This window comes from Psychrobacter sp. I-STPA10, assembly GCF_021012795.1.
In the GTDB taxonomy this organism is placed as follows: domain Bacteria; phylum Pseudomonadota; class Gammaproteobacteria; order Pseudomonadales; family Moraxellaceae; genus Psychrobacter.
Genome location: NZ_VFYU01000019.1, coordinates 1 through 25,101 on the forward strand (window position 1 = coordinate 1; position 25,101 = coordinate 25,101).

The 25,101-nt window shown below is 38.6% G+C and carries 23 protein-coding genes; 14 read left to right on the plus strand and 9 right to left on the minus strand.

All coding sequences use genetic code 11. The features are described 5' to 3' along the window. Positions 1–111 precede the first annotated feature (111 nt). From FHK89_RS09835 to FHK89_RS09855, 5 genes are read left to right on the plus strand one after another with little or no spacing between them, the layout of a single operon-like run. Positions 112–627 (plus strand): ureidoglycolate lyase, encoded by a 516-nt coding sequence (locus FHK89_RS09835; RefSeq protein WP_227429488.1) that lies wholly within the window; start codon positions 112–114, stop codon positions 625–627. 33 nt (positions 628–660) lie between these two features. Next, positions 661–1,629, plus strand: coding sequence for a polymorphic toxin-type HINT domain-containing protein (locus FHK89_RS09840; protein ID WP_230659529.1), 969 nt, complete (start codon positions 661–663; stop codon positions 1,627–1,629). 19 nt (positions 1,630–1,648) lie between these two features. Further along, positions 1,649–2,620, plus strand: a complete 972-nt coding sequence (locus FHK89_RS09845) for a Hint domain-containing protein (RefSeq protein WP_230659531.1) — start codon at positions 1,649–1,651, stop codon at positions 2,618–2,620. After that, a complete protein-coding gene (locus FHK89_RS09850) occupies positions 2,613–3,431 on the plus strand; it encodes a hypothetical protein (RefSeq protein ID WP_230659533.1) in 819 nt (272 codons plus the stop codon). The genes FHK89_RS09845 and FHK89_RS09850 overlap by 8 nt, the downstream gene beginning before the upstream one ends. A gap of 44 nt (positions 3,432–3,475) precedes the next feature. After that, on the plus strand, positions 3,476–4,162 hold the full coding sequence (locus FHK89_RS09855; protein WP_230659535.1) for a DUF6630 family protein: 687 nt from the start codon (positions 3,476–3,478) through the stop codon (positions 4,160–4,162). A gap of 138 nt (positions 4,163–4,300) precedes the next feature. Here FHK89_RS09855 and FHK89_RS09860 read toward each other — a convergent pair whose 3' ends face one another. Continuing rightward, positions 4,301–4,513, minus strand: coding sequence for a hypothetical protein (locus FHK89_RS09860; protein ID WP_230659537.1), 213 nt, complete (start codon positions 4,511–4,513; stop codon positions 4,301–4,303). 413 nt (positions 4,514–4,926) lie between these two features. Between FHK89_RS09860 and FHK89_RS09865 the strand changes: the two genes are divergently transcribed. The 5 genes from FHK89_RS09865 (at position 4,927) to FHK89_RS09885 (ending at position 11,826) form a co-directional block, all read left to right on the plus strand. Beyond that, on the plus strand, positions 4,927–6,471 hold the full coding sequence (locus FHK89_RS09865) for a TIGR00341 family protein (RefSeq protein ID WP_230659538.1): 1,545 nt from the start codon (positions 4,927–4,929) through the stop codon (positions 6,469–6,471). Positions 6,472–6,720: 249 nt separating this feature from the next. Then, the gene (alaS, locus tag FHK89_RS09870) at positions 6,721–9,405 is read left to right on the plus strand and encodes an alanine--tRNA ligase (RefSeq protein WP_230659540.1); all 2,685 of its coding nucleotides are present in this window, start codon (positions 6,721–6,723) and stop codon (positions 9,403–9,405) included. Positions 9,406–9,445: 40 nt separating this feature from the next. Beyond that, complete coding sequence (locus tag FHK89_RS09875; RefSeq protein ID WP_230659542.1) at positions 9,446–10,732, plus strand: aspartate kinase; 1,287 nt, start codon at positions 9,446–9,448, stop codon at positions 10,730–10,732. Positions 10,733–11,092: 360 nt separating this feature from the next. Further along, entirely contained in the window at positions 11,093–11,338 is a 246-nt protein-coding gene (gene csrA, locus FHK89_RS09880) for a carbon storage regulator CsrA (protein WP_442966580.1), read from the plus strand. Between the two features lie 113 nt (positions 11,339–11,451). Continuing rightward, positions 11,452–11,826, plus strand: a complete 375-nt coding sequence (locus FHK89_RS09885; protein WP_230659544.1) for a HopJ type III effector protein — start codon at positions 11,452–11,454, stop codon at positions 11,824–11,826. A 267-nt stretch (positions 11,827–12,093) separates the two neighbouring features. Here the strand turns inward: FHK89_RS09885 and ykgO are convergent, their stop codons facing one another. Together ykgO and sat are read right to left on the minus strand one after the other, a co-directional pair. Further along, complete coding sequence (gene ykgO / locus FHK89_RS09890; protein WP_230659546.1) at positions 12,094–12,234, minus strand: type B 50S ribosomal protein L36; 141 nt, start codon at positions 12,232–12,234, stop codon at positions 12,094–12,096. A gap of 249 nt (positions 12,235–12,483) precedes the next feature. Beyond that, positions 12,484–13,785, minus strand: coding sequence for a sulfate adenylyltransferase (gene sat / locus FHK89_RS09895; RefSeq protein WP_230659549.1), 1,302 nt, complete (start codon positions 13,783–13,785; stop codon positions 12,484–12,486). A gap of 368 nt (positions 13,786–14,153) precedes the next feature. Here sat and FHK89_RS09900 point away from each other — a divergent pair, with 368 nt between their 5' ends. The 3 genes from FHK89_RS09900 to FHK89_RS09910 all read left to right on the plus strand — a co-directional run bounded on the left by FHK89_RS09900 (position 14,154) and on the right by FHK89_RS09910 (position 17,178). Continuing rightward, positions 14,154–15,839 (plus strand): nitrite/sulfite reductase, encoded by a 1,686-nt coding sequence (locus FHK89_RS09900; protein ID WP_230659552.1) that lies wholly within the window; start codon positions 14,154–14,156, stop codon positions 15,837–15,839. Then, a complete protein-coding gene (locus FHK89_RS09905) occupies positions 15,832–16,428 on the plus strand; it encodes a DUF934 domain-containing protein (protein ID WP_230659555.1) in 597 nt (198 codons plus the stop codon). The genes FHK89_RS09900 and FHK89_RS09905 overlap by 8 nt, the downstream gene beginning before the upstream one ends. A 120-nt stretch (positions 16,429–16,548) precedes the next feature. After that, positions 16,549–17,178 (plus strand): phosphoadenosine phosphosulfate reductase domain-containing protein, encoded by a 630-nt coding sequence (locus FHK89_RS09910; protein ID WP_230659558.1) that lies wholly within the window; start codon positions 16,549–16,551, stop codon positions 17,176–17,178. Positions 17,179–17,265: 87 nt separating this feature from the next. Here FHK89_RS09910 and FHK89_RS09915 read toward each other — a convergent pair whose 3' ends face one another. The 6 genes from FHK89_RS09915 to FHK89_RS09940 form a co-directional block, all read right to left on the minus strand. Beyond that, positions 17,266–18,447, minus strand: coding sequence for a WG repeat-containing protein (locus FHK89_RS09915; RefSeq protein ID WP_230659561.1), 1,182 nt, complete (start codon positions 18,445–18,447; stop codon positions 17,266–17,268). A 179-nt stretch (positions 18,448–18,626) separates the two neighbouring features. Next, positions 18,627–19,367: a WG repeat-containing protein gene (locus FHK89_RS09920; RefSeq protein WP_230659564.1), complete on the minus strand. Its 741-nt coding sequence runs from the start codon at positions 19,365–19,367 to the stop codon at positions 18,627–18,629. Positions 19,368–19,534: 167 nt separating this feature from the next. Further along, entirely contained in the window at positions 19,535–21,010 is a 1,476-nt protein-coding gene (locus tag FHK89_RS09925; protein WP_230659566.1) for a WG repeat-containing protein, read from the minus strand. Between the two features lie 146 nt (positions 21,011–21,156). Beyond that, positions 21,157–22,593, minus strand: a complete 1,437-nt coding sequence (locus FHK89_RS09930; RefSeq protein ID WP_230659569.1) for a WG repeat-containing protein — start codon at positions 22,591–22,593, stop codon at positions 21,157–21,159. Positions 22,594–22,672: 79 nt separating this feature from the next. Beyond that, on the minus strand, positions 22,673–23,743 hold the full coding sequence (locus tag FHK89_RS09935; RefSeq protein WP_230659572.1) for a WG repeat-containing protein: 1,071 nt from the start codon (positions 23,741–23,743) through the stop codon (positions 22,673–22,675). A 23-nt stretch (positions 23,744–23,766) separates the two neighbouring features. Then, complete coding sequence (locus FHK89_RS09940; protein ID WP_230659575.1) at positions 23,767–24,228, minus strand: CPCC family cysteine-rich protein; 462 nt, start codon at positions 24,226–24,228, stop codon at positions 23,767–23,769. Positions 24,229–24,385: 157 nt separating this feature from the next. On the opposite strand from FHK89_RS09940, the gene FHK89_RS09945 reads away from it, so the two are divergent. Then, complete coding sequence (locus FHK89_RS09945) at positions 24,386–25,057, plus strand: LysE family translocator (protein WP_230659578.1); 672 nt, start codon at positions 24,386–24,388, stop codon at positions 25,055–25,057. Positions 25,058–25,101 lie beyond the last annotated feature (44 nt).

Genomic DNA, 25,101 nt, shown 5'->3' on the forward strand with positions numbered 1-25,101 from the left:
CTCCCCCAAAGGTGGAGGGAACTGTTCCCCCTCCCACTGGGAGGGGGCTAGGGGGAGGGATTAGATTAAGGGAGAAGAAGTTTTAATTAAAACAAATCAGCAAGGTAATCTATGACCATAACACTAACTGCCCAGCCATTAACCAAACAAGCCTTTGCCCCTTATGGTACAGTAATTGAGCCTTATGATGACCATCAGCAAACCGATAAAAACACCTTTGTTATTAACAATGGCTATGCCACCCGTCATCATCGTATTGCCGAAGTGTTTACCGATGGTGGCAATGCAGGATTAAGCATTTTTGTTGCCAAGCCTCGCACTGTACCGATTGCCTTATCAGTGATGGAGTATCACCCATTAGGCTCACAGGCGTTTTTTTCGATGAATGGCTTAGATTATGTGGTGGTGGTTGCCAAAGCAGGTGATGCTCCCAAATCTGCCGATGATTTGGCGGTATTTTATGCCAAGTCTTATCAAGGGGTACAATATGACGCAGGTGTCTGGCACCACCCATTATTAGCCCTAGAAAAAGAGTGTGCATTTTTGGTGGTTGACCGTGTTGGTGGTGAGGGTAATAATTGTATTGAGGTCAATATTAGCGACTGGAATGTGGTAATTGAAATATAACAGTCTGCCTACTATAAATAAAAAGGAAATTTGGTGAATAATTCAGGATTTGTTGCAGGAACGCTAGTACATACAGATAAGGGTTTAGTACCAATACAGGATATTAAAGTTGGTGACCTTGTGTTATCAAAGTCTGAGAACGGTAGTGGTCAGGTAGAATATAAGCCTGTACTTAGCACTTTTAAGTCCACTCACAAAGAAGAGATATATAAGGTTGAATACCATAACGAGACTGCCGAAGAAGACAACGCATTTCACTTTTTGCTATGTAACCAAAACCATCCATTTTGGGTGACCAGAATGCCAAATGCCAATGAGGGCGAATGGTTACCTGCTTTTGCCCTGCCCGCAGGCTATTTGCAAGCTGTCAACGGTGATGTCTTGGCATTAAGTGACTACTCGTTTTTGCCCGTGCGTACCTTAGCCCACTTCCCGCAGGGGTGTGCTTATACCCAGTCGATTGAAGAGCACGACAGTTGGCAATACGAAGACTCAACTTACGATGTGATGTATCTGCAACTGACCGATACAGACTATCATTTTATCAGCCTAAGTGAAGATGCCAAGGAGCGAAAGTCAATAAGAGAAGCTTTTTGTGAGTTGAGAGCCATAGACCCAGTGACACGGTTAAGTCAATACGAACCCATCAAAACAGCGCCTGAGCGCTTTCAAAAACTTGATGTGTTATTAAAACAAGATATCAGTCCGTATTATCGCTCAAAAGAAATCTACCTCAACAAGATGTACTCGCCTTTTGTTATCGACGGCAAGGTTGTTAGAGACACGCACATTTTTGATGAAGCGGGCTTTAAAAAGGTAGTAAATAGGATGGAGAAGTATGGCATTGATTTGGGTGCCGATTATGGCGATAGTGTGCATTTGAGTATGCAACGCTATACCGATGACTGCCCCAACCCATATAAGGCTTATGTTTACAATTTAGAAGTCGCCGACCATCATACCTACTTTGTCGGGCATGATGGGGTGTGGGTGCATGAGTAAAATCAATCAAGGAAAGAATATGAGTTTTGTTGCAGGCACGCTAGTACATACGGATAAAGGCTTAGTGCCTATACAGAATATTAAAGTTGGCGACCTTGTGTTGTCAAAGCCTGAAAATGGTAATGGTGAGCTTGAATATAAACCTGTGCTCAGCACCTTTAAATCACCTGTAAAAGAGTACATCTACAAGATTGAGTACTATAACGTCACCGCTGCCGAACGTGGTGAAAAAGGGCTGAACTACATATTTTGTACCGACAACCACCCCTTTTGGGTCACCATGCAGCCTGTCAGTGATGCCAATGCGGATTTGCAAGGCGAATGGTTTGGTGCTGCCAATCTGCCACCCGCTCATCTGACCTCTGCGCATGGTGATGAAATAGAATTGAGCGACTATGCCATCATGCCAGTACGTACCTTACCCAACTTCCCTGCAGGTTGTGCCTATGTGCAACACGTTGAAGAGCATGATGACGGTTGGAATGATGCTGCGGGCGCTGAGTTTGTAGAATTTACTGACACTGGCTATCATTTTGTCAGTTTGGCAGAGACAGAAAACGCTTTTAGGCAACAGGTCAAAACATTGAGTTTACGTACATCTGATGCCAAGCATCTTATTAATGAAAATGCACCATTTTTGGTAGATTACCAATTATATGCCACATTAAGCACTAGGTTAGACCAAGATATCGATCCTAATACGCACAGTGTCACTAAATTTATAGATCATATGAACTCGCCTCTAATGGATGAGAAGGGTAAAGTTGTCTCTGAAAATAAAATTGGTATTGAAAGCTTGTACAAACAAGCCATCAGAAACCTTGAAAAGTATGGTGATGCCACAGGGCTAACAGAGACCAGCCTGCACGAGCAGATGCAACGCTATACCGATGACTGTCCCAACCCCTACGAGGATTACGTCTACAACATCGAGGTTGCTGACCATCATACCTACTTTGTCGGGCATGATAGGGTGTGGGTGCATGAGTAAAATCAATCAAGGAAAGAATATGAGTTTTGTTGCAGGCACGCTAGTACATACGGATAAAGGCTTAGTGCCCATTCAAGATATCAAAGTGAACGACATGGTGCTGTCTAAGTCCGAAACAGGAGAGGGTGAGCTGGTTTATAGCCGTGTTATTCGCACCATGAAGTCAGCAGACAAAAAACCCATTATGACACCAGTACAAGGTATCTACTGTACCCAAGAGCATCCGTTTTGGACGCACATCCATAGAGTGGGCAAACCTCGTTGGCTGGCAGCCCGACATATTAATTGGAGTGACCATGTCGAATGCTTGTATCCTTTTATAGATGGTATAGGACATCCATGTAAAATACGTGGTAGATACGAAGAAAGAGTATTTGGCAAAGATCCGTATGGGGTGGGTGGCGCTTATTTAATTGCAACCAGTGATCCCAATGTCGCCTTATATATGATAGATTCAGATGGCGACGAAGGTGGTCCAAACTATATACCAATGGGCGTTGTGGACTTTAGTAGTGGAGAGCCAGTAGAGATTTATAGCAATGATAAAAAGCATTACATTGGTTGGGATGGCTTTTTATCCAAAGCGCCTGATAAACCGTGGGCAGCCTATAAATTTTTGGACAAAGACAATCCCGAACATCATGCAGACATTGTTAGGTACTCCAAGCTGTGGGACGACTACCTAACCCCAGATTGGGATACAGATATCAATGCAACGTCCACTGCCTTTACAGATTATGTTTATAACATCGAGGTTGAAGACACGCACACCTACTTTGTTGGATATAATGGAGTATGGGTGCATGAGTAAAACTTTAGTACCATCAATAATGAAATTTGAGTTAATAATACCACATGAATAACAACATCTTGATAAACCAAAAACTAGACGTTATCAAAAACCTAACCTCAGCAAAACAGTTTAAGCAAATCTTTGCTAAGCCAGCATTGATAGAAAAAATAGAAAACATGGATTTTAACCAGTTTTTGGATTTTTTAATAGAGAAAGAGTTGATGATGGTGGTTGATTGGTCAGGGGAAGATAATGAGGGTGATCTTGCTTGTTATATTAACCAACAACTGAATTTTTTTGGCATTAACTTTGCTATTGATAACGAGCAAGTACAAAAACAGATTGCCACTAAACTTAAAAAGAAAAAACTACAGCGAGGTGATTATATTATTTTGCTGATTAAACAGTACCAAAAATTACTATCACCACATAAAATGGTCATTGCAGAATTTGTTACTTATTCTGACACTTATCTATTGAGTATCACCAAAAAAACCTACTTGAGCAAGCTCAAACAAATGCAGTTTCCTCATGACTGTTATTTTCGCAAATTTGGTGAGCGTAAAAAACGCGAAATACTTTATTGTCTACATTGTCCAGACCCAGACTGCCAATCTAATATGGCAGGTATTTGGGTACTAGATGTCAATGACCCCCCGCCATCAGAAGGGCTTTGTGATAGCTGTGGTACCATGCTATTTGATGAGACTGGCAAGCCTTATGCGACAATGGAGCAAGGTTTTGTTTAACTGCTACTAAATTAATAACAAAGTGAACTTATTATGAGATAGCTAAAAGGTAGCGTATAAGACTCGCCAAAGCAATCAAAAGCTTAGAAGAGTCTTTTTTGATGACACTAATCTCAATAATAATCTCTTAGTTATCTGCTATTCCGACTTATTATTACCAATACTACCGACCTTTTTGGTCGCTACAAAACCAACAGGTAATGCTATCACAGCACCAACAACGGCTACCATGATGATATCTGGAATGTCATCATATCCAATCACCAATGCAACTATCATCAGCACACCAATGATGACTGTGCTAGCAATAGAATACATCATACTAAAAAGAGGGAAGTTTAATGATTTCATGATGATAATTTCCTTATGATTTGTGTGGATATTACAAATATAGTTACTTTATATCTGATATATGTCTAATTGTTAAGCAATTAATACACACGCTGATCCCACACAATCACGATGACAATATTTAAAAACCATGTTATTATTAGGGAGATTATAAATCAGTAATTTATTTTCGATTTAACAGTCAACTTAATGTGCCACACTTGTATATTTGCAATCAGTTATCTATCCCAATACCACTAGTACACACGCTTTATTGATAAAATCTATTTATCTGTAGCCTTCCCTACCTTTTTTTCTTTGTGCATACCAACTTAACCTACAACTCTTACGATAAGCTGCAAAAAGTTTGATAGATTTTTTATACAAATTTCAGTACATTATGCCAACCTATATTTTTTTGGTATCACCTACCTATGAGCCACTCTAATAAATCACAGCAATCAACCCATGCCAGCAATATCACCACCAACGATACGGATATAGCAAAAGCAGCAGAAGCTAACACAACTGAAGATAAAGATATTGCCATTGTCACTGTTGATGATGAAGGTAGGGTTGAGCAGTTAAATGAAAATGACACTGTCGCACCACAAACCATACAAAATACAGATAACACAGAGCTTACTACCGAGTCGAACGTTAATAATACAAACAACCCATCAAATCATGACGCTATAAAACACAACCTGATAGAGGAAAATCACAACACTGAATCCTTTAAAGCAGACACCGACATCACCAGCACACACTCATCTGCCTCAAACAGCATCAAAACCACACCATCTAAAAAAGAAGCTCATAAACTGCCACAAGAACCTCAAGACTCAACCGAACCAAAAGATGACGAAACATTAAAAGAAGAAAAAGAAGCAAAGCTTGAATCTTATAAACAGTTTGTTGCCGAGCAAGCCAGCAATACAAAAATTGACTATCAAAAAATTCGCATCAATATTGAAGCCAATGCCCTTCCCAGTCGTATGTATTTTATTATGAATGCGCTGTCTGCGGTCATTGCCAGCTATGGTCTGGTTGTAAATTCTGCTGCGGTGGTCATTGGGGCAATGCTGGTGGCAATGATGTTAGGCCCTATTAGTGGTGTGGCACTTGCCATCATAGATTATCGCATGCCATTTTTAAAAAAATCCCTCTTAACCGTACTAGCTGGCGGTATTATGGTGGTATTTATAGGATTTATTATCGGACTGCTACATCAAGGTCAACCGCTGACCAATGAGATTTTGTCTCGTACGCAACCCACCTCTATGGACTTAATGATTGCTTTGGCAGGTGGTACAGCTGGCGCATACGCCATCATCTCCCCTCACCTATCCGTCGCTGTTGTTGGGGTAGCAGTGGCAACCGCATTAGTGCCACCTCTGGCTGCCAGTGGTATACTTTTTGCCAATGGTGAGATGTCATTAGCATTTGGTGCCCTACTACTGGCATTCACCAATATCATCGCCATTCAATTTACCAACGCGATGGTTTTATGGTTTACTGGCTTTCGCCGTCTGGTCAAAGATGACTATAAAAAAAGCACATCCATGGCATTTTTGCGCCGTAATGCTGTGCCCTTATTATTACTTTTTGGCTTGGGTATTTACTTATCAGTCAACCTAAATACCATTGCTCGGACACAGCGTTTTGAAAATGATGTCAACACAATACTGACTAATTATTTTATTGATAAAGGGGATGTACTTGCTGCCACACAATTTGTCAACCGAGACAATCATCAAGTGATCAGAGCGGTCATTCGTGGAGTAACCCGTCCTACTCCTGCTGATGTTAAAAAGCTAGAGCAACAAATTACTGATAAGATTAATAACAACTATTCCAATTTTTTACCTGTTCATCTTCAACTTCGTTATCTACCTGTTGTGGTCATCGAAGCTGATCCTACCTCTATCGAACAAATTGACCAAACAGATGCGGCTATTTTATCTAATGAAAACTAGTTTTGTATCCATCAAAACAAGGCGACTGACAACAACAATAACGATGGGCGTGAAACCCAAGCTAAAACTGTGCTAAAATCGCTGATTTGCAATTATCCTCTTACGCATTATGTAACAAATGAGTTTTGCCAGTTCACTGACAACTTTAATCGCCAAGTTAAAAAATGCAACCAGTACCACTTAACTAACAATCAGTCATAATAGGTAATATAAACAATTATCTTTAATGTACTGTAAGGAACAACCATCGTGACTCAGCCATATCGCAGCGCCGACATTCGCCAAGCCTTTATTGAGTATTTTCAAAGCAAGCAGCACACGCATGTGCCCTCTGCCAGCTTGATCCCACACAATGATCCCACATTACTATTTACCAATGCGGGCATGAATCAGTTTAAAGACTGCTTTTTGGGTATTGATAAACGTGATTATAGCCGTGCTGTCAGTGCGCAAAAGTGTGTACGTGCTGGGGGCAAACATAATGATCTAGATAATGTCGGCTATACCGCTCGTCACCATACCTTCTTTGAAATGCTTGGCAACTTCTCATTTGGTGATTATTTCAAAAAAGATGCCATCGCTTTTGCATGGGAATTTTTGACCTCAAAAGACTGGCTAGGACTCGATGCCGATCGTCTTTATGTCACGGTTTATGAAACAGATGACGAAGCCTATAACCATTGGCATGATGACATTGGCTTGCCCGCTGAGCGTATCATTCGTATTGGCGATAATAAAGGTGCGCCTTATGCTTCTGATAACTTTTGGGCAATGGGTGATACAGGGCCTTGTGGCCCTTGCTCTGAGGTTTTTTATGATCATGGCGAAGACGTAGAAGGTGGGCTACCAGGTACACCCGAAGAAGATGGTGATCGCTATATTGAAGTATGGAACTGTGTCTTTATGCAGTTTAACCGCCAAAAAGATGGCACTATGGATCCATTGCCTGCACCAAGCGTCGATACAGGCATGGGGCTTGAGCGTATTAGCGCCATCATTCAAGGGGTACATAGCAACTACGAAATAGATATGTTTGTGGCATTGATTGATGCTGCTGCCAAACTTTTGGGCATTGACAACCAAGGGCAAGCCTCGCTTAAAGTGATCGCCGATCATATCCGTGCGGTCAGCTTTTTAATCGCTGATGGGGTAATCCCTAGTAATGAAGGTCGTGGCTATGTGCTACGGCGTATTATCCGCCGTGCCGTACGCCATGGCAATAAACTGGGGGCGCAAGATGCGTTCTTTTATCAGATGGTTGCGCCTTTAATCGAGCAGATGGGGGCAGCCTATCCACAGCTTGTTGAGCAACAAGCCTTTATTGAAAGTACCATCGAAAAAGAAGAAAGCCAATTTGCCAAAACATTGGCGCAAGGCTTACGCTTATTAGCAACCGAACTTGAGCAGCTAAAAGCAGGCGATACCTTATCTGGTGATGCCGCCTTTAAATTGTATGATACTTATGGCTTTCCTGTTGATTTGACTGCTGATATTGCACGTGAGCATGATATCATCATCGATGAAGCTGGCTTTGAGACACAAATGGAAGCTCAAAGACAGCGTGCGCGTGATGCAGGTAAGTTTGATGTTGATTACTCCAGTGTGATTAACACCGATGCTGCCACTGAATTTTTGGGCTATGAACAGCTACAAGAAGATAAAGCCAGTATCATTGATGTGTATGTTGATGGCAAACCTACCAAGCAAATTAATGAGGGCGAAGAAGGTATCCTCATTTTAGATCATACTCCTTTTTATGCAGAAGGTGGTGGTCAAGCAGGTGAGATGGGTGAAATACGCACCCAAACTGGTGTGTTTAGTGTGCAAGATACCAAAAAATCTGGGCAAGCGATCATTCATCATGGTGTGGTCAGTGTTGGTTCTATTCATGTCGAACAAATTGCCGAAGCACAAGTGATGTCATCAATCCGTGCTGCCAGTGCCAAAAACCACTCAGCAACCCATTTATTACATGCTGCCCTACGCCAAGTTGTGGGTGATAAGGTACAGCAAAAAGGCTCGTTAGTGAGCAGCGAAGTCCTACGTTTTGATTTTTCATGCGATACCCCTGTTAGCCCAGAGCAGATCAACCGCATCGAAAAAATTGTCAATGAACAAATCCAAGCCAATGAAGCCACTCGTATTGAGCACATGAGCATCGAAGAAGCCAAGCAAAAAGGCGCAATGGCATTGTTTGGTGAAAAATATGGTGATACAGTACGTGTTCTGAGCATGGGGACACATCGCTATCAAGATGGCATTGATACCCCCTTCTCTATCGAGCTGTGTGGTGGGCTACATGTGCATCGTACGGGCGATATTGGTATATTTAAAATCACCAGTGAATCTGGTATTGCCGCAGGTATCCGCCGTATCGAGGCCCTTACAGGCATGGGAGCACTCAAATACATTCAACAAGGTGATGCCCAATTGACACAGCTTGCAGGACAGCTAAAAGCCAAGCGTCCTGAAATTGCACAGCGAGTACAAAACTTAGCAGACAAACAGCGTGAGCTTGAAAAACAGCTTGAGCGATTAAACCAAAAACTTGCCAGCTCACAAGCAGCAAACTTACTCGATAATATCCAAAACATCGCTGGGCATGATGTTGTTATCGCCACGGTTAAAGGCATTGATGGTAAAGGTATCCGCCCACTGATCGATGATCTAAAATCAAAACTGCCTAAGGCAATTATTGTACTTATCGGGGATAAAGATAATCAATTGGCTTTAGCCTCAGCAGTGAGTAAAACATTAACTAAGCAAATTAAGGCAGGTGATATTATCCGCCATCTAGCTGAGCAGCTTGGTGGTAAAGGTGGTGGTAAACCTGAATATGCCCAAGGTGGTGCACCTGCAACAGATAATTTAGCGCAAGTACTTGACGACTTACCCAACTGGCTAGAATCAAAGCTTGCTCCTCAAGACAGCTAATTCTCAAGACACTTCAAGAGAAACTTAAAGGAATACAAATATGGCTCTGATAGTACAAAAATATGGCGGTACTTCGATGGGTAGCATCGACCGCATCAAAAATGTTGCCAAGCGGGTGAAACGCTGGCATGACCATGGGCACCAAGTGGTGGTCGTTGTCTCTGCCATGAGTGGTGAAACCAACCGCTTGATTGATTTGGCACAACAAATCAGTAAACAGCCTGATCCTCGTGAATACGACCAAATGGTATCCACAGGAGAGCAAGTGTCTATCTCCCTGCTCGCTATGGCTATCAAAGAGTTGGGGGTTGGTGCACGCTCATTTACTGGTAGACAGATAGCCATTCATACGGATAGTACTCATAACAAAGCCCGTATCGAAAAAATCGATGTGCAGCGAGTGCAACAACAGCTCGATGCAGGTAATGTCGTTGTGGTTGCAGGGTTTCAAGGGGTCAATAGTGAAGATGACATCACCACACTAGGGCGTGGCGGTTCAGATACTACAGGTGTGGCAATGGCAGCGGCATTAGGGGCAGATGAGTGTCAAATTTATACCGATGTCGATGGCGTATACACCACCGACCCTCGAGTAACGGCAAAAGCTCGCAAACTAAGCAAAATTACCTTTGAAGAGATGCTAGAGATGGCAAGTCTTGGCTCTAAGGTATTACAAATCCGCTCAGTAGAATTTGCAGGCAAATATCAAGTGCCACTTCGAGTATTATCCAGCTTTGATGAAGGCAAAGATGGCAGCTTTGATGATGATTTTAAAAATAACGTTGGTACATTAATTACGATAGACGAAGGAGACGACATGGAACAGCCAGTAATCTCAGGCATCGCATTTAACCGTGATGAAGCAAAAATTGTAGTACGAGGTGTTCCTGACCATCCTGGTATTGCCTCTGCGATATTAACCCCAATCAGTAATGCCAATATCGAAATCGATATGATATTACAAAATCTATCAACCAATGGCACGACTGACTTTAGTTTTACCGTGAATCGTACAGAATTTGATAGAGCATTAGATATCTTAAATAACGAAGTCAAAGATGATATCAATGCCAAAGAAATACATAGTGATAGTAATGTGGTTAAGGTATCTTTGGTGGGTGTGGGTATGCGCTCACATGCAGGTGTGGCAAGTACCATGTTCCAAGTATTGGCAGAAAATAACATTAATATCCAAATGATTTCAACCAGTGAAATTAAAATTTCAGTCTTAATCAAAGAGCAGTATCTTGAAAAAGCAGTCAAATCTTTGCACACTGCCTTTGGACTAGACCGTGAAGATGGTGAAAGCCAAGTAGCTGGTTTATAAAAGATTATAAATATCTTAGTTAGAGTATCACGCTACTAAAATAAGTGACCAATATCACAACTGATATTGGTCACTTTTTTAAATCTATTGAAATTAACGTACAGTTATTCTATATTACATACCATAACCATGTTATAAACATTGATATAACAAGAAAAATTTAGGCTCTATTTTTATCTTGCACAGTGATAAGTTTTGTTAAAATCCGTGACAGCGTTGGGGTTCGACCTTATAATAGAACGCCTATTCATGGAAAGTCATTTGGGCAAATGACTGTTTATAGGGCAAAATTATGGAAATTATGATTTTTAATCAACCATCGCAAGGACAATACATATTGCGACATAAGGAGTGTGACGCATGTTAATTTTAACTCGCCGTGTGGGCGAAACTTTAATGATTGGTGATGAGGTCAGTGTCACCGTTTTGGGCGTGAAGGGCAATCAAGTACGTATTGGTGTGAATGCACCGAAAGATATTGCGGTTCATCGTGAAGAGATTTACCAACGTATCCAACATGAACGTGCGATGCAATCACAAATGCACCATTTAGAACAAGGAGGCTTTGCACCCTCGTTTGAAGATGAGGATTACTTTAATCGCTAAGCAATTAAGTTAACAAAATATTTGTGTTTTATGGATGTTGTGTAAGACACAAATATTAACTACGCCCCTAATCTGCTTACTACCCATTTAACCGTTGAATAAATGAGGATAATATGAGTATCAGACAGTCGGATGTTTCCGCTCTGCTCAATGGTCTACAAAAAAAAGCAATTGGCTTTAATGATGTTATCAATTTTATTGATGATTTTTACCGCTATTCACCAGTCAGTTTTACCAATGGTCAACTACACAACCATGTGGGTGAAAATGAAGGCAGCGCAAAAATTTTTGGCTTTGCAAAGCTACATCACTTAAACCAGTTAGATACCCTAAAACTTTTTGGGGAACACTATCACGAAGTGTTAGCTTCCCCCAATGGTACTAACCATCAAAACATTCGTAATTTTTTGCATTGGGGCTGGCAAGCATTTTTAATGGAGAAAAACCCATTAACACTCAGACCTGATGTAGATGTTAAGTCTATTTAACAGCTAAATAATAATAAACTTAATTAGGCTAATCATAAAATATGGTTAGCCTTTTTTATTATTTTATTATTTAAAATTGAAGTTAAGAACCTGTATTCACGACCCATAATGGTAGCTTTTTGCCTAAAATAGACGTACTACGGCGTTAAATTTTGGGTTAAATAGAGTGACTATTCGCCCCAAAATTTACCTTGTATTACGCAATTTTAGTTTAAAACTCCCCTGATTTTGGATTATAAATACAGGTTCTAAGAAAAAAGTCAGATATCAGCGCTTTTTACTACGTCCTTGTACTGCCTTAAAACGACCATCAGTTTTATTAATCACAAACACTCGACCCCGACGACGCACGATCTGACAATCTGGGTGGCGATTTTTAGCACTTTTTAGTGAACTTAATACTTGCATACAATCCTCTACTATCGAAGGTGAATGGAAACAATACGTTGTTAACTTATTAATTGTTATGTTATAACATAACAATATATATCATAAAGGATTTTATGCTAATTATCAATGGCAACCTCTCAATAATTTATCGTCAATATAAAAACAACTCAATAAAAATTAAAATACCAGTGTGATATAAAAGCGTACTTTTTCTCTTATACCACACGGGCTATTAGATAATTGGTTAGACAATCAAAATAATAGATGCTACTGAGCCGATGCACCCGACAACTTAACCTCAGCTCTATCTTCTTTGGCAATGCCTGCATAGTATTGACGCAAAATTGCTAATACTTCAGGGCGACTGAAGTTTTCTGGTACAGGCGCATCTTCTGATAATGCCTTACGCAGTTTTGTTCCTGATACTTTGACATGATGCTCGGCATCGTGTGGGCAGGTTTTGGTTGACCCCATAGCCTGACAAGCATTACACCAAAATGTCCAATCAATTTTGAGCGGCTGAGTTTGCATCGCATCTTTGTCAATCTCATCAAAGATGGCTTGTGCATCAAAAGGACCATAATAATCACCCACACCAGCATGATCACGTCCAACAATCAAATGACTACAGCCATAATTTTGACGGAATAAGGCATGCAATAACGCTTCACGAGGACCTGCATAACGCATATCAAGTGGATAACCTGCTTGAATGACGGTATCTTTTTTGAAGTAATTATCAATCAGGGTCTTAATTGCTTCTTGGCGTACTTCAGCAGGAATGTCACCGGGTTTTAATGCTCCCAATAATGAGTGAATCATCACCCCATCACAAATTTCAACGGCAATTTTTGCCAGATATTCATGTGAGCGGTGCATGGGATTACGGGTTTGAAAGGCAGCCACAGTTTGCCAGTTTTTTTGCTCAAATAAAGCGCGTGTCTCAGCAGGCGTTTTATAAATCTCAGGATATAAACTAGGAAACTCACCTTCACTAAGCACTTGTACTTTACCTGCAACATTGACTTCACCTTGCTCTAACACCTGTTTAACACCGGGATGCTCAGAGTCAGTGGTGGTAAATACTTGCTGACATTCATGATCTTTGTCAATCTCGTAAGTCTCTTCGACCGTTAAGATACCCATGATCTCACCATCACTACTCACCAATGCCACTTCATCACCTTGACTGAGGCTATCAGCTTGCTGCTTACTGGTAGATAAGGTAATGGGAATCGGCCAAAACAAGCCAGCATGTTCGCCTGATTTAAGCGTCATCTCATCAACCACACCTTGCCAATCTGCCTGATTCATAAAGCCTTCAAGGGGAGTAAATCCACCAATACCAAGCATGATTAAGTCGCCACGCTCACGTGAGCTGAGCTCAATTTTGGGCAGCGACTTAGCTGCTGCTAACGCTTGCTCACGTGCGCTGTCTTCTAGTAATAATGGCTTTAATTCATTGCTACCATGTGGTGGTACGATTTTAGTTTTTCCCAGTCTTTTGACAGCTTTGGGTTGATTGTTATCATTGCTATGGTTGTCATTGGCGGTTTGTGCTATTGACATAAAGATCATTTCCTTAATTTAAACAAAGGGTTTACAGGGTGAATAAAGATGAATAAGAAATAAAACTGCTTAGGCTATTTCTTATGAACTCAATCCATCAGATTTTGTATGCACATAGCCTACCGAAGTTCGCTTATTCTTTTCTATGCCTTGTTTGGATATGGATATGTCTTATTTGAATTTATTGAAATGCAGAACAATGGGTACTATAGCGTCATTCTCTTATTGCGAATAAACCCTGCTGATCAGCCACTAACTTTAGTGTTTTATTTTGATAGTCAGGCAGTTTTGATCAGTGACTCACTCAATGCTAAAAAGCTAAAAAACTGTGACTTAATCTGAATAATAACTAATATTACGAGCCAACTATGTATCAATATACTCAAGTAGACCAAGCGATGGTGGATGAGCGAGTGGCACAGTTTCGTGACCAAACTCGTCGCTATCTTGCTGGAGAACTGCCCGAAGAGCAGTTTTTACCCTTACGCCTCCAAAATGGATTATATATTCAGCGTCATGCGCCGATGCTACGTATTGCCATTCCTTATGGCTTGCTTGCCAGCTATCAATTGCGCAAAATTGCCGATATTACCCGCAAATACGACAAAAGCTATGGGCACTTTACTACCCGTACCAATATCCAATTAAACTGGCCAAAACTTGAAGATGTGCCTGACATCTTAGCCGAGCTTGCCTCTGTACAAATGCACGCTATCCAAACCTCGGGCAACTGTATCCGCAATACCACCACCGACCCCTATGCAGGCATTAATGCCAATGAGGTTGAAGACCCTCGCCCCTATTGTGAGATTATCCGCCAGTGGTCAACATTCCACCCTGAGTTTGCATTTTTACCCCGCAAATTTAAGATTGCAGTGATTGGCACTGAGCAAGACCGAGCTGCCACCCAAGTACATGACATTGGTTTGCACGTACTCAAAAATAAAGAGGGTGAAGTGGGCTTTGAAGTCATTGTTGGCGGTGGTTTAGGTCGTACCCCTGTGATTGGCAAGACCATCTGTAAATTTTTGCCACGTGAGCATCTGCTCAGTTATTTGGATGCCATTTTGCGAGTATATAACCTACATGGCAGACGTGATAACAAATACAAAGCTCGCATCAAGATATTGGTCGAGAGTATGGGTGAAAAAGAGTTTACCAAACTGGTCGAAGCGGAATGGAAAGCGCACAGCAAAGATGGTGAGCTAACCCTCAGCGACGAAAATTTTGCCACTGCAAAAAGCTATTTTACTGATTTTGACTATGAGCAGATTGATGCTCTCGCCTGCCAAACTGAGCTTAAAAAACAGCTAGATGCCAATAAAGCCTTTGCTGATTGGTATGCTCACAATACGGTAGCGCATAAAATAACAGGCTACCGAGCCGCTATTATCTCACTTAAGGCAGGTGTGGTGAATGGCAAGTATGTGCCAGCAGGTGATGTCAATGCTGAACAAATGGATGCGCTTGCCGATTTAGCCGATGCGTATAGCTTTGGCGAAATACGCGCAACGCATCAGCAAAATCTCGTTTTTGCCGATGTGAAAATGACTGATCTTTATACTTTATGGCAAGCATTAACTGAGCTAAAACTGGCACGAGCCAATATCGGTACATTGACCGATATGATTGTCTGCCCCGGTTTTGATTATTGCTCGCTTGCCAATGCCACCACCCATAACATTGCTGAGCAAATCGAAAATCAATTTGACAATCTTGACTACTTATATGATTTGGGTGAGATTCAGCTCAATATGTCAGGCTGTATGAATGCTTGTGCGCATCACCATGTCGGTGACATTGGCATCTTGGGTGTGGATAAAAAAGGCGAACACTGGTATCAAATTAGCCTTGGCGGTAGCTCAAAAGCCGATGCCAGATTAGGTAAAATTCTTGGTAAAGCTGTCCCAGCCGATGCCGTAGCTGACACTATTCAAAGCATCGTGGATGTCTATACTCGTGATCGCCAGCAAGAAGAGGACAACAGTGAACCATTTGCTGACTTTGTCGAACGTGTGGGCATTGCCCCATTTAAGGAGGCAGTCTATGGCTAATCATCACATACTTGACAATCAAGCTTATGACATTACTAGCAATGACACATGGCAAGCCATTGCTGTCGCTCAATTACCTGATGGCATTGCATCGAATGAAATAGAGCTAAGCGAACTGCTACACAAGCAAGAAAAACTAGACATTATCTTGCCTTTAACCGATGTACTGGCAGCACCAGAAGGATTGCTACATCAAACTTTAGAGCTGGTTACTGCTCGCTGTAGTCGTCTTGGTTTGTGGGCAGATACTGATATTTCAACCGAACAACTCGATGCCCTACTTGCCTTGCAAAAAGACAAAGACAACACCTTACTGCACGCATTAGACTTATTGGTATTTTATATGCCTGCCTTTGCTGATGGGCGTAGCTTTAGCCAAATTAAGCATTTACGCTTACAAGGCTACACAGGTGAAATTCGTGTTGCTGGAGCCTATGGGCGAGACCAAATCGCCTATCTGCTACGTGCTGGAGTGGATAGCTTTATTTTGCCCTCCTCTGAAGTGACCGAAGACATTCAAGCAGCTTTTGTGGCATTGCCTTCTGCTTATAATGGCGATAACGCCAGTCGCTTACCAATGTTTCGGTAAAGATGACAATGTTCCGCTAAATTTTAGATAAGAGCTTAAACAAACTTAAAACTATTTAGATAGCCATTTTATAAGGCTTTAACCCATAACTAACCAATAATTAACCAAAAGGATAATTTTATGAGTATTGACATCAATCTTGAGCAAGCCAATCAAGAGCTACAAGGCAAAACGCCTGAGCAAATCGTAGAATGGGCATTGGCAAAAGCCGAAAATCCCATCATTACTACCAACTTTCGCCCTTATGAATCGGCTATTTTGCATCTAATCGCCAAGCAGCGTCCTGACATTACCGTACTGTGGGTCGACTCTGGCTATAATACTGACGCAACTTATAAATTTGCCAATAAGCTGATTAAAGATTTAAACCTCAATGTGGTGACTTATATTCCACAACAAACTCGTGCACATCGTGATGTCACTTTAGGCGGTATTCCTGGTGTGGATGATGCCAAACATGAAGAATTTACCGAGCAGGTCAAACTTGAGCCATTTCGCCGTGCATTGGCTGAGCTAAAACCTGATGTATGGTTTAACGCCATTCGCCAAGACCAAACTGAGTTCCGTCAAGGCTTGGATGTACTTAGCCAATCTAAAGATGGCGTATTAAAAGTTGCGCCACTATTTTATAAAAATGATAAAGATTTAGACGCTTATCTAGAAGAAAATAACTTACCTAATGAGTTTGACTACTTTGACCCCACTAAGGTTGAAGAGCATCGTGAGTGTGGACTACATACTCAGCTTTAGTATGCTTAGGCTATTTAGATTATAACGAACAAAAACCCCTCTTAGCTGTTAGGCTCAGAGGGGTTTTTAAATTACTAAGTGACTGGCTTAGTCAACTCGTTGCCCTTGTTTATTGATTGAAAAAGATTCTCCATCTTTTTCAACTCTTGCAACACCTTCTGAAAAATCAGAAGCACTATCGTATTCTACAGGAATAACTATTTCCCCTTGTTTATCAATAAACCCATATTTATAATTATACTTCTTTTTAAAAGAAGGTTTAGATATAGACAAACTTACATTAACCTTATCTATTTTTGATACCTTTGCCATGCCTTCAGAAAACTCATGAATATCTGTATATTCTGCTGGTAATAGAATTTTACCTTGTTTATTTGCCAAACCATATTTATTTTTTAACTGACCATTATATTCTTTAAAGTTATTAATTAGCCTTATTAAGTTATCATCATGCATATAGCTTATATAGTCATATTTGAAAGGTACTATTACCTCATCAGCTTTATTAATTAGCCCCCACTTATCATCTTTTTTCACTGCTGCAACCATGCCAAAAAAAGGTTGCACATTATCATACTTCATTGCTATTACTTGTTTATTTTCTTTATCAATTAGTCCCCATTTACCATTTTTTTTAACTTCCACTATTCCTTGTGAGAACACACCGACTTCATCATATTCTATAGGGATAATAATTTTTCCTGAATTATTAATAAATCCAATTTTATTATTTTTCTTGACTGCTACCAAACCTTCTGAAAATATACCCACTTCATCATAATCTAAATTCAAAACCTCTTTACCTAACTTATTAATAAATATAAATCTATCATTTTTTATAACCAAAGCCGTGCCTTCAGAAAAAGAACTACTCATATCATATTCAAAAGGAATAACTACTTTACCTTGCTTATCAATAAATCCATATTTATCATCTTTTTTAACGGCTGCCAATCCTTCCGAAAAATTTTTCGCCTCATCATAATGAAAAGGAATAACTACTCTTCCTTGTTTATTGACAAATCCAATTTTCCCATCATAAAATGCATTCGAAAATACAATTTTTAATTTTCCTTGAGTTGCTCTTGCGAGTCCTTCTGAAAAATCACATTTGCCCTTATTATAAATTGTTATACCTGTTTGATAAAAAGATACACCTTTGGGTAAATTATATCCTTTATCCAATTCGCACGCTGCCATTACTTGACTACTTATTGCCATCAATAATGCCACTGTAAACATGGCCACTGGCTTTTTTATTATTAACATAACTAATCCTTAAGATGTTTTTTATTATAGTCAACTCAATATAAAAATTTTTTATTATCTTAAATCGACTATATTTCAATTAAAATATTTTAGAAAATAAATTTCCCTTAACTATTTTAAGTTGAAAAAATTTTAAATTTATTAAACAACCAAGTTAATTTAACTTTGTTAACTTAATTTTAATTAACTCGCTGACCTCGCTTATTAATTGTAAAGCTATTGTTGCCAACTTCAACCTCTGCTTTACCTTGATAAAACTCATAACATGAATCATAACGAAATGAGGTTATGGGCTTATTTTGTTTATTAATATAAGTACACTTATTATTCATACTCACACTAGCCAAACCTTCAGAAAATGAATCTACATACTGATAAGTCAATGGAATTACTACCTGCCCTTGCTTATTAATAAATCCATATTTACCATTATTTCTTACTACTGCCAATCCTTCGGAAAAAGAATAAGCTTCATCATACTGAAAGGGTATCACCACTTTATTAGACTTATTGATAAATCCCCATTTGTTGTTTTTGATAACAGGTGCTAGCCCTTCAGTGAATAAGCCAACATCTTCATATTGTGCAGGAATCACCATCGTGCCACGCGTATTGATAAATCCCCGTTTGCCATTAACCCAAACAGCTGCCATGTTATCTGAAAAAGTAGAGGCTACCTTATACTGTGGTCTGATAATAATTTGCCCTTTTTTATTAACAAAGCCATACTGATGGTTTTTATCAACAACGGGTGCTAATCCATTACCAAATTCGCAGTCTATTTCATCAACAAATTCTACATTACTTGGTAGATGATAGCCGTTCTCTAAAACACAGGGCTGATAATCAGCAAATGAATAATTACCAATAAATATACCACATACCACCATCACTACTGAAACTACACTTTTATTTGACATAATGATATTTCCTATATTAGATTAATCTATTTTTGATAATAAAAATTTGACTTGGCAACTATTTCTTCTCTATATTCCAAGATACTACCTCGATCAACGCTACTTCTTTTATTTATATATGTCAACTTAATACTACTTAAACGCTCATATTGGTTAGCATTCTGGCTTTAATCTAATGACCCTATATACTCCCCTTGTTTATTAATATAAAAAGATGTTCCATCACCTCTTATTATCTTAGCCATCCCGCCTTTAAACTTATAATACTGATTATTGTTTAATGATGAAATATGAAATTTATAGCTAATAGGAATAACTTCTTTGCCTTGTTCATTAATAAATCCAACTTTATCGCCAACGACAACAGCAGCTAAGTCCTCAGAAAAATCAAAAATAAGATCGTATTGAAAAGGAATAACTATTTTTCCTTGTTTATTTACAAACCCCCATTTACCATTTTTCTTAGATTTTGCTAATCCTTTATAAAAATCACTTAAATAATCATATTCTAAAGGAATGACTATTTCTCCTTGCTCATTTACAAATCCATATTTCTTATCTTTTTTAATTCTTATTAAGCCTTCATTAAGACTACCCATAGCATCAAATTCGTGGGGAGAAATTTTTTGTGCATGTCTATTTACAATACTAATTTTTCCTTTATTTTTTACTATAGCAAGTTCATCAGAATTAGTCGCAAAATCATACTCTACTGGCACAACCAATTTTCCTTGTTTATTCACAAAGCCATACTTTCCATTTTTCTTAACTAAGGCCAATCCCTCAAAAAAATTCTTAAAACCATCATACTCAAAAGGTATGACTACTTGTCCCTGTTTATTAATAGCACCCCATTTACCATCTTTTGTACCTCTTGCTAATCCTTGATAAAAAGAAGCTGCACTATCATACTCAAAAGGAATAATTACTTTACCTTGCTTATCAAGAAAGCCATATTTTTTATCTTTTGTAACGGCTACTAATCCCTCAGAAAAACCTCGGACTTCATCATATTCAAAAGGTATAACCACTTTTCCTTGACTATTAACAAATCCAAACTTGCCATCTTTTTTAACAGCAGCAAATCCTTCTGAAAAATGTTGCGCCCCCTCATATTTTAATGGAATAACTACTTTTCCTTGACTATTCACAAACCCAGATTTACCCTCTTTTTTAACCAAAGCAAATCCTTCTGAAAAAAGATAAGCCCAATCATACTCTAACGGGACAACTACTTTACCTTGCTTATCAATAAACCCATATTTGTTATCCTTTTTCACGGCTGCCAAGCCTTCAGTAAAAGGTCTAACTTCATCATATACAAAAGGTATGACAACTTGTCCTTGTTTATTTATCCATCCCCACTGACCATTTTTTTCAACTTCTGCTATACCATCAGAAAAAGCCAAAGCCAAATCATATTCTAATGGAATAACGATTTCTCCTTGTTTATCTACAAATCCATATTTTTCATCTTTTTTAATAACTGCTAATGCTTCTTTAAATTCACATAAAAAACCAAACTCAACTTTATCTGGTAGCTCATAACCTCTCTCTAACTTACATTCTGCCAACACTTGTTCACTGACGAACATAGATAATGTCACCGCTAGCACTGCTACTGACCTTTTGACTATTAACATAACCATTCCTTAAGATAATTTTTATAGTTGCAATATTAAAATAAGTTGTTGTATCCAAAGCTTACTAAGCTTATATTCCTCAAAACCATCAAATTCAATTGGTATAACCACTTTGTTTTGTCTATTTAAATAGCCAATCTTGCCATTTAAGGTAACATATAAATTTTTTCACCCTCTTTTTCAACTATTGCTAAATCTTTATAATAACCTGACTGAGATAACCCCCAAGCCTCATCATATTCCAAAGGAATCACGATCTTTCCTTGTTCATCAATATAACCATATTTATCATTTTTTCTAACTATTGCTAATCCTTTGGCAAAAGAACGAGCTTTATCATATTCAAAGGGTATTACTACCTGTCCTTGTTTATTAATAAATCCATATTTATTATCTTTTTTCACCGCGACAAGTCCTTCAGAAAAATCACCTGCATCATCATATTCAAAAGGTATCACTATATTATTGTGTCTATCAATAAATCCATATTTTCTATTTTTTCTTACGGCTGCCATATCTTCGGAAAAAGAACGAGCTTTATCATACTCTAGCGGTATCACTATTTTTCCTTGTTTGTTAATAAATCCTGCTTTTCCCGCTTTACTAACAACAGCCAATCCCGCAGAAAAATTATAAGCGGCATCATATTCTAAAGGGACAACCTTTTCTCCTTGTTCATTTACAAATCCATATTTGCGGTGTCTTCTGACTCTTATCAAACCATCAGTAAAAGAACTAGCAAAATCATACTCTAAAGGAATAACCACTTCTCCCTGTTGATTTACAAAGCCGTTTTTTTGATCTTTTTGCACATTGGCAAAATTTTCAGAAAAATCATATACCCAGTCATATTCTAAAGGGACAACTTCTTCCCCTTGTTTATTTACAAATCCATATTTACCATTCTTTTTAACGGCTACCAAGCCTTCAGAAAAATCACTGACTTTATCATACTCTATGGGTACAACTACTTTGCCTTGTTTATCTATCAAGCCCCATTTCAAATCTTTCATAACTTGCGCACACCCTTCAACAAAAGGACTTACCCAGTTATATTCTATAGGAACGACTACTTCTCCTTTTTTATTCACAAATCCCCATCTGCCAGCTTTTGCTACATTTGCCAAGCCTTCAGAAAAAGCACTAACATCATGATATTGTATAGCAACAACGACTTCTCCCTGTTCATTCACAAAACCCAACTGACCATCTTTTTCAACGATTGCCATACCTTCAGAAAAAGCATCCACATTATCATATTCTATAGAAACAACAACTTTTGCTCGCTTATCCACAACACCCCATTTGCCAGCTTTTTGCACTCTTGTCAATCCTGCAACCAAAGGAAATGCCAAATCATACTCTAAAGGAATAACCACTTCCCCCTGTTTATTCACAAACCCTACTTTTCCCTCTTTTTCGACTCTGGCCAATCCATCTGTAAAGTTACAATAACTTGTAAATTCAACCTTATCTGGCAATTGATAGCCGCTATCCAACTCACACGCTGCCATCACTTGGCTACTGATTGCCATAGATAACGCTACTACCAGCATTGCTACTAACTTTTTTATTTTTAACATCACTATTCACTTAACTTATTGTAAAAGAAAAAATAATTGATTTATTCGATATAAACCCAAGATATTAAATTATATTGAGTTAATTTACTCTCTGACCTTGCTTATTTATTTTAAAAAACTCACCGCCTGTTTCAACTCTTGCCATACCTTCAAAAAAGTCCCAAGCATTCAAATAATTCAAAGGTATTACTATTTTTCCTTGCTGATTAATAAACCCATATCTATTATATTTTTCAACTTTTGCCAACCCATCCTTAAAATCATAAACAGAATCGTATTCTAATTTTACAGGAATGACTATTTTTCCCTGCTTATCAATATAGCCATATTTATTATCTTTTTTAGCCACTGCCAACCCTTCACTAAATTCACTAATTTCATCATACTCTAAAGGAATAACCTTTTTTCCTTGCTTATTAATATAACCATATTTACCTTCTTTTTTTACTTTTGCTAATCCATCAACAAAAACAAAGGATTCATCATATTCTAAAGGAATAACTATTTTCCCTTTTTTGTTAATCAACCCCCATTTATTTGATTTTTTTATTATGATAAATCCATCGTCATCAATAATTTTATTGTTACCTTTACTCGCATTTCCAATATCATCGAATGCCAAGTCAACAACTATTTTCCCATTCATATTAATAAAACCAATTTTATTATTTTTTACAACCAATGCGATGTCATGCGCTTCATTAAATGGTAGTGCTAGGTCATATTGTGCGGCAATGACTTTTTCTCCCTTTTTGTTAATAAAGCCAACTTTTCTATTTTCTTCAATCACTGCCAATCCATTAGAAAAATAAGAAACATAATTATATTGTATTGGAATAACAACTTCTCCTTGTTTATTAATAAAACCCCATTTATCATCTTTTAAAATAGATATCAAACCATCAGTAAATTCACCAACTTTATCATATTCAAAAGGAATAATAACCCCACCATATTTATTTACAAACCCGTATTTTCCATCACGCTCAACTACCATCACCCCTTGTTGTTGCATACATGGTTTCGTAAATTTAATCCCTTGTGCTAAAATGTAACTTTCTTCTAATTTGCATTCATCCATTATCTGAGCATTGGCTAACATAGATAATGTCATGGTCAGTACAGCGACTAACTTTTTATTTTTTAGCATAGCCATCCTTTTATTTTTCAAAATCATTTCTCACAATACCACATTTTTTGATAATAAAAATTTGGCTTAATAGTCATTTCTACTCTATAGTCTGAGATACTACCCCGATTAACACTGCTTTGTTGATTTGCATCAGTTGTACCATCATCTTCCCAATGACAATAATGACAAATATCATAACCCGTTCCACGCTTAGGGTCATAGATTTCAGTTAATGTTTTATAACCGCAACAAGGGCAGGCAAATAAATCAGCTACGTCTCCCACTACTTCTACTCGTCTGTCTGTCAATATGCCATATAAACTTGCTAGATAACCATTACTAACGCCTGCATAAATATCACTCAAATAATCAGCCAGTTGTACTTGCAAATTATCTTGTGATAACTCTACGTCTACCGTATCAATTAATTGCTCATAAGATAGACATCTTATTTTAAATTCTGCAATGGTTTGAAAGACTTGCAACCTTAAGATTTGCTGCATAACATGTCCTATTTTTTAATATAATTTTTCAGTCCGTCTTTATTCAATATATGATTCTTTAATCATTAGCCCTATAATAGCAAATCTATCACCATAACTTTACCCATCTCAACCTTAACCACCTGAATTTTTATGGTTATCTTCTTTGGCGACACTTATGTCATTTGAGCAATTTACCCTATTTTTTTTAAGTACCTTTGTCATCTCTGCCACACCAGGTCCTAATATGCTACTTGCCTTTCAGCATGGGCTAAATTATGGAGTGAAACGCACCTTATGGACACTCGCAGGGCTTAGTATTGGACTGTTTATCCTACTGTTATCAACGTTACTAGGGCTGAACATCATCAGTCGCCAATTTCCGTGGTTATTGCTAGCAATTAAAGTTGTGGGGGCATTGTATCTGCTATATTTAGGGGTAAAATCATGGCAAACAGGTAAAGAAGACACCAAGCTGCTAAATGCCTCAAATACCCCTAATAATGCTACAAATAGCATAAATCCAAAGCGAGTTCATTCCTCACTGTCACTATTTCGTATTGGTGTGTGGGTGTCTTTGTCTAACCCCAAGGCGATATTATTTTTTGCTGCCTTCTTCCCGAAGTTTATTAATTTTTCTGCGCCCCTACTGCCACAATATGTGTGGCTCACCATTGGGCTATTTATCAGTGAGACAATTTGGCAACTGATTTATACTTTTGGGGGCAAAAAATTGGCAAGATGGCTGGCAACAGGACAGCGATTGTTATGGCTCAATCGCATTTGTGGATTGATTTTCGTAGGGATTGCAGTGGCTTTGCTTTGGGAGGTAGGACACGGGATGATTTAAGTATAAGTATATGATTAGGCATATTATTTGCTTAGGCTATTTAG